14 protein-coding genes, 1 tRNA gene and 1 pseudogene are annotated in these 11,707 nt (G+C 41.9%); 12 read left to right on the forward strand and 4 right to left on the reverse strand.

The genetic code is table 11. From position 1 onward, the window contains the following. Positions 1-309 precede the first annotated feature (309 nt). The 4 genes and pseudogenes from BLR06_RS15110 to BLR06_RS15120 all read left to right on the forward strand — a co-directional run bounded on the left by BLR06_RS15110 (position 310) and on the right by BLR06_RS15120 (position 2,653). Positions 310-1,505: pseudogene (locus BLR06_RS15110) on the forward strand (IS256 family transposase). 75 nt (positions 1,506-1,580) lie between these two features. Then, positions 1,581-1,781, forward strand: a complete 201-nt coding sequence (locus BLR06_RS20090; protein WP_245698169.1) for a site-specific integrase — start codon at positions 1,581-1,583, stop codon at positions 1,779-1,781. After that, positions 1,782-2,135 (forward strand): tyrosine-type recombinase/integrase, encoded by a 354-nt coding sequence (locus BLR06_RS20095; RefSeq protein ID WP_281242288.1) that lies wholly within the window; start codon positions 1,782-1,784, stop codon positions 2,133-2,135. Between the two features lie 191 nt (positions 2,136-2,326). Further along, complete coding sequence (locus BLR06_RS15120; RefSeq protein WP_092074439.1) at positions 2,327-2,653, forward strand: hypothetical protein; 327 nt, start codon at positions 2,327-2,329, stop codon at positions 2,651-2,653. A gap of 68 nt (positions 2,654-2,721) precedes the next feature. Here BLR06_RS15120 and BLR06_RS15125 read toward each other — a convergent pair whose 3' ends face one another. After that, a complete protein-coding gene (locus BLR06_RS15125; RefSeq protein WP_092074440.1) occupies positions 2,722-3,069 on the reverse strand; it encodes a helix-turn-helix domain-containing protein in 348 nt (115 codons plus the stop codon). Positions 3,070-3,198: 129 nt separating this feature from the next. Between BLR06_RS15125 and BLR06_RS15130 the strand changes: the two genes are divergently transcribed. The 3 genes from BLR06_RS15130 (at position 3,199) to BLR06_RS15140 (ending at position 4,653) form a co-directional block, all read left to right on the forward strand. Next, entirely contained in the window at positions 3,199-3,411 is a 213-nt protein-coding gene (locus BLR06_RS15130; protein WP_092074441.1) for a helix-turn-helix domain-containing protein, read from the forward strand. A 193-nt stretch (positions 3,412-3,604) separates the two neighbouring features. Continuing rightward, a complete protein-coding gene (locus tag BLR06_RS15135) occupies positions 3,605-3,865 on the forward strand; it encodes a hypothetical protein (RefSeq protein ID WP_092074442.1) in 261 nt (86 codons plus the stop codon). Further along, entirely contained in the window at positions 3,862-4,653 is a 792-nt protein-coding gene (locus BLR06_RS15140) for an inverse autotransporter beta domain-containing protein (RefSeq protein WP_092074443.1), read from the forward strand. The genes BLR06_RS15135 and BLR06_RS15140 overlap by 4 nt, the downstream gene beginning before the upstream one ends. Before the next feature lie 128 nt (positions 4,654-4,781). Here BLR06_RS15140 and BLR06_RS15145 read toward each other — a convergent pair whose 3' ends face one another. Beyond that, positions 4,782-5,681 carry an IS3 family transposase gene (locus tag BLR06_RS15145; RefSeq protein ID WP_139164513.1) on the reverse strand — a complete coding sequence of 300 codons (900 nt, stop codon included), beginning with the start codon at positions 5,679-5,681 and terminating at the stop codon, positions 4,782-4,784. Further along, a complete protein-coding gene (locus tag BLR06_RS15150) occupies positions 5,657-5,947 on the reverse strand; it encodes a transposase (RefSeq protein WP_054261887.1) in 291 nt (96 codons plus the stop codon). Before BLR06_RS15150 ends, BLR06_RS15145 begins: the two co-directional genes overlap by 25 nt. 352 nt (positions 5,948-6,299) lie before the next feature. Here BLR06_RS15150 and BLR06_RS15155 point away from each other — a divergent pair, with 352 nt between their 5' ends. The 5 genes from BLR06_RS15155 to BLR06_RS15180 all read left to right on the forward strand — a co-directional run bounded on the left by BLR06_RS15155 (position 6,300) and on the right by BLR06_RS15180 (position 11,354). Further along, positions 6,300-6,665: a hypothetical protein gene (locus BLR06_RS15155; RefSeq protein ID WP_092074445.1), complete on the forward strand. Its 366-nt coding sequence runs from the start codon at positions 6,300-6,302 to the stop codon at positions 6,663-6,665. 862 nt (positions 6,666-7,527) lie between these two features. Beyond that, positions 7,528-8,067: a hypothetical protein gene (locus BLR06_RS15160; protein WP_092074446.1), complete on the forward strand. Its 540-nt coding sequence runs from the start codon at positions 7,528-7,530 to the stop codon at positions 8,065-8,067. A 241-nt stretch (positions 8,068-8,308) separates the two neighbouring features. Beyond that, on the forward strand, positions 8,309-8,491 hold the full coding sequence (locus BLR06_RS15170; RefSeq protein WP_217636911.1) for a hypothetical protein: 183 nt from the start codon (positions 8,309-8,311) through the stop codon (positions 8,489-8,491). Between the two features lie 621 nt (positions 8,492-9,112). Then, the gene (locus tag BLR06_RS15175) at positions 9,113-10,096 is read left to right on the forward strand and encodes a Bug family tripartite tricarboxylate transporter substrate binding protein (RefSeq protein ID WP_092074479.1); all 984 of its coding nucleotides are present in this window, start codon (positions 9,113-9,115) and stop codon (positions 10,094-10,096) included. A 247-nt stretch (positions 10,097-10,343) separates the two neighbouring features. Further along, entirely contained in the window at positions 10,344-11,354 is a 1,011-nt protein-coding gene (locus BLR06_RS15180; protein WP_245698176.1) for a Bug family tripartite tricarboxylate transporter substrate binding protein, read from the forward strand. A gap of 229 nt (positions 11,355-11,583) precedes the next feature. Here BLR06_RS15180 and BLR06_RS15185 read toward each other — a convergent pair. Then, positions 11,584-11,659 (reverse strand) — tRNA-Thr (locus BLR06_RS15185). Positions 11,660-11,707: the final 48 nt, after the last annotated feature.

The following is an 11,707-nucleotide window of genomic DNA, read 5'->3' on the forward strand; positions in this document are numbered from 1 at the left end:
TAATGCCAACGGGGATGGTTCTTTTTGACAGTAAATACTGCTCTTACATGATCGTTCGAGTCCTCCCAGGCGCACATGATGGATAGTTTAACGGCAAGGCTTCAGAAATTCTGAGCCTTGCCGTTTTTGTGCTTTTTGGGCTGTTTAGGTAGGGTTAGTATGCTATGTGTATGTTGCGGGGAGTTGCTGAAAAGGAACATAGATAAAAAGATAAGGTACAATAAGTTGCGCAAAAAGAAAAAGGACACATTGAGGCCGGAATGGTAAAATGGGTTTGCTGAGAACTCATTCACCGAAGGAGGCCACAATATGTCCAAGAAAATCATACAGCTAAATGAAGGCGCAATCAAGGATGAATTGAAAGAATGGGTGCGCGGCAGCGTAGAAGAGACGTTAAATGACCTTTTGGAAAAAGAAGCACAGGAATTAACCCAGGCAGCCAAATATGAGCGCACTGAGGCTCGCCAGGGTTACCGCAGCGGACACTACACCCGGAACCTGACCATCACCAGCGGCGATGTAACGCTAAAGATGCCGCGATTAAAAGGCATCCCGTTCGAAACAGCTATTATTGAACGGTATCATAGGCGGGAAAGCAGCGTTGAAGAAGCACTGATCGAGATGTATCTGGCGGGAGTGTCGGTGCGTCGGGTGGAGGACATCACCGAGGCACTTTGGGGAACTAAAGTGTCTCCGTCTACTGTCAGCGAACTGAACAAAAAAGCCTATGTGCACATTGAAGAATGGCGCAATCGTCCTTTACAGGGCGGCAAGTACTCCTATGTCTATGTTGAGACGGCATCTATCTTCGCCGCAACTGGGGCGGTGAGTTTGAAAACGTGAGTATTCTGGTGGCGCTGGGCGTCAATGAGGACGGCTATCGTGAAGTCATCGGAGCCGCCGAAGGCATGAAGGAGGATAAAGCCAGTTGGCTGACTTTCTTCCAGTGGCTCAAGAGCCGTGGTTTGGATGGCGTCAAGCTCATTGTGGGAGACAAGTGCCTTGGTATGCTGGACGCGGCCGCTGAAGTATTTCCAGAAGCCAAGTACCAGCGTTGTACAGTTCACTTTTACCGCAATGTGTTCTCTGCCACACCCCGAAGCAAACTGAAGCTGGTTGCCAAGATGCTCAAGGCTATCCACGCCCAGGAAAGCAAGGCTGCTGCCCGGGAAAAGGCCAAGCAGGTCGCCCAAGACCTGCGGGAGATGAAGCTGAAAGAGGCTGCCAAAAAGGTGGAAGACAGTATCGAGGAAACTCTGGCTTACATGGATTTTCCCTACGAGCACTGGCTGCGTATCCGTACCAACAACGTCATCGAACGACTCAACCGAGAGATCCGTCGCAGAACGCGGGTGGTCGGCACATTTCCCGATGGCAATTCAGCTTTGATGCTTGTCTGTGCCCGGCTTCGCCATGTAGCCGGCACCCAGTGGGGCAGCAAGAAATATATGAACATGAAGCATCTGGAATATTCACCGGCAGACATCGCTTCTGCCGTCAGCTGACCGTCAACCACCGGCCTCATTTCCTAATTTGCGCATAATTCTTGACAGTACCCATTGTATTGGAGGTTATCTAAAATGGAATTAGTGGAGCCTATTAGAGATAAAAAGCAGATCCAAGGTATGAAAAAATATTTAAAAGGCCAAAACTGCCGGGATTGGTTGTTATTTACTTTGGGTATCAATTCAGGTTTGCGAGTTTCAGACTTACTAAAACTGATTGTAACTGATGTAAAAGGCAAAGAACGCATTATTATTAGAGAACAAAAAACTGGATAAATAAAGGATTTTCCTCTTTCAGATACTTGTAAAAAGGCTATTAATGATTACTTGAAAGAAACGCAGCTTGTATATGGAACTTTATTTCCAAGCCGTAAAGGAGGTAAGGCTATTTCCAGAGTACAGGCGTATAGAATTTTAAATGATGCTGCCAGGCACATTGGTATAACAGATGCAATTGGCACTCATACTTTAAGAAAAACTTTTGGCTATCATGCATACCAAAGCGGCTGTGACATTACTCGAATTCAGAGATTGCTCAATCATTCAGCTCCAAGTATAACATTGTCCTACATTGGTATAACGAAAGATGAGTTGGACGCGGTCTATATCGCTAAATCTTTAAAATTTTGAGAACCTTAATCACTGTCTGTAAGTGTAAAAAGCGGCGCCTTTTAAATAACTTTGACACTTCTTACACTAGTTTTACCTATACTATGGGGTAGCTAATTTTTTTCATAGGGTTTATGTTCAAATGTAAAGCCTAATATAAAACCATCACGTTTCTATTGTATCTTTAGATAGATCAATAGGAGAGTGATGGTATGGTTATGAAAAAATTAATTTTTAGCTTTGTGGAAACTATTAAGCAAAAGCAACTTATCATGGTAACATTTCAAATGAAAGCTAACAATCAAATTGTACAACGTAAATGCGCCCCTTTGGACTTAGCGCCAAGTAAACGAACCAAAAGCATTCGGTTTAAATTTCATTTATGGGATATGACTAACAGTCATGTTCTAAGTCTAGAGCCTAACCAGATAATGGAGTTTGAAGTGTCGGGCGAAACCTTTGAACCGGAATCCATTATTAATTGGAATACATCTGTGACGTCTTGGTGCGTTCAGCGCGACTGGGGAAAACTTTCATAAATAATAAAACAGACACCTGATTGTATTCGTACAGAAGGTGTCTGTTTTTTTGAGAGATATAACTGCTTTTATCGTTTCTGGCGATATTTAAGCCGCATTAATTCGATGTATTCTTTAATATTTTGTATAGCCTCGGGCGGGAGGTGATCGATTTTAAGATCAATCGGGTTAGCGGACGGATCATTAGTAAAATTTCGTATATTAGTTTCGCCTACAAGCCAGGAAACGCTAACCCCCTGCATTTTGGCTATTAGCTTCATCATTTCGCTGCTAGGTTCACCGCGTCCATCAAGCCAACCTTTTAACTGATTGCGGGTAGCGCCGAATTTTGCGGCATATTCAGTCTGTGTGAGCCGGTAATCGGTGTCTTTTGCTTCTTCATATAGTTGATTTATTCTCTCTTGAAAAGTTGCCAACTCAATCACCTCTGTTTATATTCTAAACGAGGTGATGATCAAATGATCAAATGATTAAAAAATCATTGACAGTTTAAAAATTAAACAATATAATATGTTTAAAAAATAAACGATTATCTGGGGGTTGGTATGGCAATTAAGCGATTAGCGTTCATATTGGCGCGGGAAAAACTAGGATTATCTAAAAGTGCAGTAGCTGCTGCCACTGGAATCAGTGCGCAACGGTATCGTAGAATAGAAGGCAACATTGAGGTAAGAGTTGACATTGAGGAAGCTTATAAAATTGCGAACTTTTTAGGATATGAACACCCTAAATCTATTTTTTTGTCTATAAATGTTTAAAAAATAAACAGGACAGTATGCCTTGAAATGTGTGCATCTGTAGACCAGTTACGATAGAAGCAAGAAAGATGTACAAACCCAGCTGCCTTTATTGTGGCTGACATTATAATGCTAAGGAGGGCGGGTAGGAAAATATTTAGATAGGCTAGATGGTTCGTTAGTACTGAAAGATGAATTTGGAAGGGGAAGCATAATGAAAAAAACATTACTTGCTTTAGTTGTATGCCAAGTGTTTGCGGCATCTGCATTTGCTGCTGAAACTAGTTCAGTTCCCAATGATAACGTTGTTGTTATTGGGAATATTAATGCGGTGGAAAATCCATCCCCGGTAGAAACAAGATCAACAACTGTTAACGGACAGTTCCTTGAAAGTCAAGCTATAGGCTATGGCAATGACCTAGTTAATCGGAAAATTCAGCATATGACCAGAGGGAAAGATCGCCAGGCTGGTTGAAACGGACGGATATTAGCATTCAGTTTCAAACGGACTTTAAACCAATTTATTCACTCGAAACCATTAATCCATTAGGTAAGATGACGGATAAAGTTACAAACTTTTATCAATTCCAATTTGGTAATGATTTAACGGCTGGAACAGTAGCTAATTTTGGTCTTGGTAATCGTGTGCTATCTGACGACAAAGCCAGCATGATTGGAGCTAATATTTTCTTTGACCACGCTTTCCGCCATGGGCATGAGCGCATTGGCGGTGGCTTGGAATACTTCCAAGGTCGTAACGAATATCGATCTAATATTTATCATGCAGTTTCCGGTGAAAAAGAGATTGATTCTGTAAATCACATTTTTGAAAAAGCCTTGAGCGGTTATGATTACGAAATTGGTACTTCTTTTGCGAAAGCGCCTTGGGCTAAACTTTATTTAAAAGGCTATCATTGGGATTACACCTATGCCAATAATGTTGATGGTTACAAAGTACGTACCGTACTGCAGGTAACTAGTCAGTTCAATACTGAGCTTGGCTATTATAAAGATAATAATGCTACTGGTCAAAAATACATAAAAGTTATGTACAATCTTGCAGAAAAATCGAATGCTCCGGCCATGTTTGAAGCCAATAAACCAATCTTCCGGGCAGGAGAAGATATAAAAGTAGAAAACAAACGCTTGGATAAAGTGCAACGGGAAAATGATATTCGCGTTGAAACTTATCAAAAAGTAACTAGCGGTGGTGGAACCACTATAATACCGCTTGCTATATCATTTGCTCATATCGGATCATAAACAGTAAATAACTGAGGGGGAGAATATGAACAAAAAGTTTATTACATGTGTAGTTACATTGTTTGTTGTCGTTATGCTCTTTACCGTTCCGGTACTGGCAGCCGATGCCGCTATTGAACCATATTGGCCTACGCGGACAGATTAAATGGCGAGTTTCTTCTGATCTCGTAGCATAGCGGCGAAATGCCACCCAAGGCACTATGCCTTCTGCGGGTATTGTAGTAACTGATCCAGGCCTCGATACTGGCCGTAGCCTGTCCTAGTGTAGCAAAAGACCGCTTTTTAACATGCTCCACTTTTAAAAGCCGGAAGAAGGATTCCATCGGGGCGTTATCATAGGGATTGCCTTTCCGGCTCATGCTGCCAAGGATGTTATGTTCTTTCAGCAAGTCTTTATGCTTGTTTGATGTATATTGACTGCCTCGGTCGGAGTGATGGATGAGACCTTCAGCAGGTTTTTCTGTTACAATGGCCATCCTAAGCGCTTTACAAGCAAGCTCTGCTGTAGGGCGATTGTCCAGAGTCCAGCCAACTATTTTGCGTCTGGCTAAATCTAAGACACAAGCTAAATAACACCACTGGCCGCCCACACGGATATAGGTGATGTCAGCCAGCCACACCCTGTTTATTTCTTGCACCTCAAAGTTTTGATTTAACAGGTTGTCAAAGGCTTGTTCATTCGGGTCAGCTTTGGTGGTTTGCGGTTTGTATTTGCTTTTGATCTGGGCTTTGATGCTGTGAGCATGCATAATCCGCTGTACTTTGCTGCGCCCGATGATCATCCCTTTGTCGTTTAATTCTTCATAAACCTTTTGAACGCCGTAATTGTGATCATGCTCTCGTTCAATCTGACGAATATGAGCCACTACTACAGCATCCCGGTCACAGACTTTCGGGCAACCGGCTTTCACCCGGGCGTAATATCCGCTTCTGGCTACCTTTAAAATGCGGCATAAATCGCTAACAGCATATTGGGAGCGGTAATCGTAGATAAACGGATATCTTATTTGCTGTTTTTGGCGAAGTATACCGCTGCTTGCTTTAAAATTGCGACTTCATTTTCTAGTTCCTTAATGCGTCGTTGCGCTTTACGGAGTTCATCCTCATCAGGCTTGAGATTCCCTGATCCGGGAAAAGCATGTTCTGGATCACTTTTATATTGTTGAATCCATTTATAGACCGTATTTTCGTGAATTCCTAGCTCTGCTGCCAAACTGGGGCAGGTTCGAGCTCCACTTAGATAGAGTTTCACGATATCTTTTTTAAACTCTGCATCGAATCGCTGACCTTTCATCTCGGACACCTCCTGGTTTTATTGTACCAGCCATTCTTGGTGTCCGCAAAAGCCATTACGGTTCACTATTGACAATTATCAAATCTCTATTTATGCATTGGCCATTCATAATTCTACAGATGGAAAATGGTATCTATTAAATAATAATAAAAGTGTCGTTGGTGAAAAGCAGACCATTGACTTTACTCTTACAACTGCTGGCTGGTTAGGTTCCCATCGTCTAAATGTCGGACATTATGACAAAGTTGCTATGGTAGTTGGCGAAGATGTGAAGTATAAAGCACATTATGATGATGGAGTAGGCAATATCTATGTTACTGATGGTACGTAGACCAGCAGTGTCAATCCTTATATGTTTGTGACCATAGGAGACCCAAGCAGCAATATCAATGATCTGTTTAATGCGCCTAACCCAAGCTGGGACTCAAGCGTGAGTATAAAACAGTCTATGACAGTAGCAGATGGTGCTAAATATGTTAACGCTGTGCCCACGGTTGCCAAAGCGGACTATATGTGGAACCCCAGTGCAGCCAATATGGTTGGTGCATCTGAAGTACAACAGGATATTAGTCTTGACCTATCTGAGACGAATACAGGAGCTGCCATTCAAGTAAATTGGGATACAACAGGCTGCAGTCAAGTAGGAATAGGTGATGGGTCTAAAATACAGATTACAGAATTGCGTCCACCTAAAATCGTTTTTAACTTTCATAATTAATAAGTAAAGATAACCCTGGCTACGGCCAGGGTTAGTATGATAGAAGGGCTCCGTAAATTATGGAGCCCTTCTATCATACTAAAGTGACTAAAAGGATTTATACTCATGACTGCCGCAAAATGGGCAGCCACCACCGTAATTAGTAGTGCAGCGAGTGCAGTATACGCCGCCGCAATGAGTACATTTATAAAGCTGCCCGGCATATTGAGCGTTTTCTCTGCAATTAGGGCAATGTCTTTTCATGATGATCATCCTTTCAGCAAATGGTTAGTTTCTAATTAAATTGTATCGCGTAAGCTGGATTTTGCGAGCCGGGTAAATTGATTTTATCCACTATTTTTTCCGGAAGGGTTGCTTAGGGGCTCCCTAGTAGTGCCAAGCGCGACATAATAGGGTTGAAGTGAAACTGAAGGTGAGGATTGTAAATGTTGCGTACAAAGGAAACCGTAGAGCTACTAGCAAGCCTGTTTGTTTTGAATTTATATCTTGAACTTACGGCGTCTGAGCTGGCTCAAATGAAACGAATTAAATGCCCTTGAACTTGAAAACTACCAGTCAAATATGCTAAGTAATAAAGACCAGCAGCAACACCGGCTAATTTGTCATTCGCATGATTTTATTGATGCCAATGCAATCATGCTTCGATCTTTTGAGCAGGTATTCCCCAATATTATCTTTGACTTTGAAAACGAAGAGCATATTGAGTTGATTAATACAGCTTGGCTATTGGCTAGACTACAACGGAGAATATGACTTATAAAAAATCTGTGCGCGAGCAGATTTTCTTTGCTTCCAAGGGCTAGCGAAATAATGGCAATACGACATAATGAAATAAAAGATATACGATTAGGGGTTGATTGTTTTGGAAATTATGAATCTTGTCCCACGGTGCAAAGCTTGTAATAAGTTATATAAAAAGAATGAGGCAAACGAGTTTGACTTGTATCCGAATTGTTTGTCTAAGCAAAGTGACGAGAGGCAAGCCAGTGAAGGTGCTGATGTAGCGGGCACGACTATTGAAGAGTTTACTAGTAAAGGCGAATTGGAGAATGAGGCCGAAAGCGGCATCAATACTGCAGACCATTTAAAACCTCTGAAGCCAGGTCAAACTATTCGTCATCGTTTCCTAGAGCTAGTAACTCAACGGCGTATTACAGCAGAGGTTCTAGGTTTGCTATTAGATAAAGATAGTACAGCAAAAACACTAGGTATTCGCTATCCATTTCTCAAGGCATACAATCCAGATGTTTCAATTAAAGAAATTACCTATATTAATGGTAATGCTCGTTATTCATCCAATCCGGTTATAGTTAATGGGAATCAATATTTAATCACGAATGATTTATATGCTAAAAATTTGACTCGCTTTTTAGAGTGGGCTGATAGTTTGGTAGATATATAAAATATCATAAAACGACAACAGGGTAACTAAATATCAAGCAAATTAAAGCTCTTCTGGAATTTTTTCCAGAAGAGCTTTTTTTGCAAGGACTGTAGGCGATTTTGTAGAATTTTGTTATTGGAAATTATTCGAAATGTTATGAGGAGGAAGGGTAGTTTGAATAGAAAGGATTTAGAAAGATTAATTGTAGAAGCGCTCCAAGCCAATGGTGGAAGCGCTCCAAGCCAATGGTGGAAGCGCAGTGCTTATTGATGTATGTAAATATGTATGGGAACATTATGAAAAGGAACTGAAAGCTTCTGGGAATTTATTTTATACTTGGCAGTACGATATTCGCTGGGCGGCTACTCGGCTTAGAAAAGCTGGTGTGATGAAATCCGCTGATGAGGAAGAATCGGGTATATGGGAATTAGTAAAAGCTTAGTCAAGATCAAGTAGTCTTGACTAAGTAAAAGCTCTACCAAGAGGTTTTAACTTATTGGTAGAGCTTTGCAATTTATGTTATCTAATTTTTTAGCTAGGTATAAATTTTAAGTTTAATGTAATTGCCAAATGTTGAAACAATAATCTAGTTTGTATGCTATTTGTATGCTACTGCATTCCCATGCTATCGTAGGAACTTAACAAATAGCATACTTTTTATTAAGTAAGTCAAATCTTATTGAAAGCTCTCGGAGGCAAGTAAATCAAAGATTGGGAGGTTTATTTCTTGGAATATTGTTTACATAATGCTCAGCTTCCTAAACCGTTGGTCGGTGGTTCGAGTCCTCCCAGGCGCACCAGTGAAATCAACGCTCCCGCAATGGCGGGAGTTTTTTTCCGTTTGCATTTTCACCGGGTACATGGCAAGCGGTCTATTGTTTAACGAGGAAAGCAAGTGGTTATTGCGTGAATTGTCCCGGTTGGTATTCTTGCAGAGTGTTTTAATTTTTTACTCCTGACAAAATATGACATTGTTCGTTGTGTAATCGGGTTTAAAATCGAATTAAAACGAATTAAGGGAGGAAATGCTGTGAAAATAAGAAGATCGATTGCGTTGTCCTTAATGCTGTTATGTTCGATTGGACTGGTTGTCGGTTGCGGGACTAAGGAAACGCCGGCAACTGCTGCCGAAAAGTATCCGGATAAACCAATTACGTTGATTGTGCCGTTTGCAGCTGGAGGTAGTGCTGATTTGGTAGCCCGGTCAATGGAAAAACCGGCCGAAAAATATCTTGGGAAAACTTTTATTATTAAAAATATTCCTGGCGGAGCCGGCACTATTGGTTGGAGCGAACTCATTGTATCTGAAGACGATGGCTATACATTAAGTATTGTGACTACTGGCGCACTATTACAGTCTCTTTATAAAGAAAGACAGTATCACTATTCTTCTGCCTTAGATCCGTTGGTACAGGTGATGAGTGAACCAGTTATTGCAGTAACTCAGTCGGAACAGCCCTGGAACAGCATGAAGGAATTAATTGGTTATGCCGGGCAAAATCACGGGAAAATTAAATTCGGGCACCCGGGTTTGGGATCTGGTTCTCATGTTGTCGGAGAAATGTTAAGCGTAGCAGGAGGCGTAGAATTCCCCCAGGTTCCTTTTAAAGGAGATTCCGAAGCATTGGCAGCACTATTAGGAGGGCATGTTCAGTTTATCTTGACGGCGCCTACCAGTGTCAGAGAACATGTTAAGGCCGGTACGGTCAAAGTACTGGGTGTTGCTACAGACAAGAGAATAAGTGATCCGGTATTTAATTCTGCCCCTACTTTTCAGGAACAGGATATTAATGTAATGTACAGCTATTGGTTAGGGATTGCCGCTCACAAAGGGCTGGATAAGGAAGTGAAGGCGAAATTGCTTGACGGCCTTGAAAAGATCGTCAATGATCCTGATTTTGTTCGGAATATGAAAGCAATGGGTGTCGAAGTTGAGTATTTAAACCACGAGGACTTTTTTCAAAAGTGGCTTAAAGAAACAAGAAGGCTTACGAAAGTAGTCAAAGAATCGGGCATTGCTGAAAAAATTGCTGAGCAGAAAAAGTAAGGCGAATTGAGTATGGTGTTATTCTGGATGGTTGGTCGGTGGTTCGAGTCCTCCCAGGCGCACCAGTGAAATCAACGCTCCCGCAATGGCGGGAGTTTGCATTTTTACCGGGTACATGGCAAGCGGTCTATTGTTTAACGAGGAAAGCAAGTGGTTTTATTTTTGCTCCTGACAAAATATGACATTATTCGTTATGTAATCGGTATAAAATCGAATTAAAACGATTTAGGAGAGATATGCTGTGCAAATGAGAAAATCGATTGCCTTGTCCTTAATGTTGTTATGTTCGATGGGATTGATCGCTGGTTGCGGCACGAAAGAAACGCCGGCAACTGCCGTTGAAAAGTATCCTAATAAGACAATTACGCTCATTGTGCCTTATGCAGCAGGCGGCAGTAATGATATGATGGTGCGCGCTATGGAAAAGGTAGCCCAAAAACATCTCGGGCAGCCTGTTATTATTAAAAATATGCCTGGCGGAGGAGGTTTACTTGGCTGGAATGAACTAGTTGAGTCGGAGGCGGATGGATATACTTTAGGAACAGTGGCTCCTAGCGCTTTATTGCACGCAATGTACGGGATAAGCGGATACCACTATCCATCAGCTCTAGATCCTTTAGTGCAAGTTATGGAGTTGCCTGTGGTTGCAGTCGTACGTTCTGATCAGCCCTGGAATAATATGACTGATTTGATTGATTTCGCTAAACAGTATCCGGAAAAAATTAAATTTGGACATTCCGGACTGGGGGCCGCAACGCATGTTGTTGGGGAAATGGTGGTTCTAAATAGCGGCGCAAATCTAGTACAAGTGCCGTTTAAGGGAGAGTCGGAATCCTTAGCGGCTCTGCTAGGCGGGCATACGCAGCTAATGTTTTGTGCGCCGTCCACGATAAATGAGCATGTTAAAGCCGGCAAAGTCAAGGTTCTTGGGGTTACGTCAACGAAGAGAATGACAGATCCAATGTTTAGTCACGTGCCTACCTTGCAGGAACAAGGAATAGACGTGGTATTTACTTTCTGGTATGGTCTTGCCGCTCATAAAGGAATGCCGCCGGAAATAAAAGCTAAGCTGTTAGCCGGGCTTGAAAAAACGGTCAATGATCCCGAATACATGGAAAATATGAAAAAAATGGGTATGGATGTTGAGTATTTAAACCATGAGGACTTTTTTAAAAAATGGCTTCAGGAAACAAGAAGACTTCAAAAAGTAGTCAAAGAATCCGGTGTTGCTGAAAAAATAGCGGAGCAGAAAAAGTAGGTTGAATTGAGCATGGTGGATCTTGGCTGGCGATCTGCTGCAGTTTCTGGCGCGGCTCTTCGATTTTGGCAGACAGGCCTGTCTTTAGGCCTGAAAAAACTCCCTGTTCCGTTAGTTTACGGAACAGGGAGTTTCGGTGGGAAGGTCTCTATTTAAGGCTAACTACACCATATTTGCACCATTTTAACCATCTTATTTTACACCACATGGCGCAGCGCCTTGATTTCATTGGAGCCGATAGCAGGATTCGAACCTGTGACCCTCTCATTACGAATGAGATGCTCTACCAGCTGAGCTATACCGGCATTACCTTATATATTTTAACTTACTATGACCGAAACGTCAAGACAGCC

It is taken from the genome of Dendrosporobacter quercicolus (assembly GCF_900104455.1).
Lineage (GTDB): Bacteria > Bacillota > Negativicutes > DSM-1736 > Dendrosporobacteraceae > Dendrosporobacter > Dendrosporobacter quercicolus.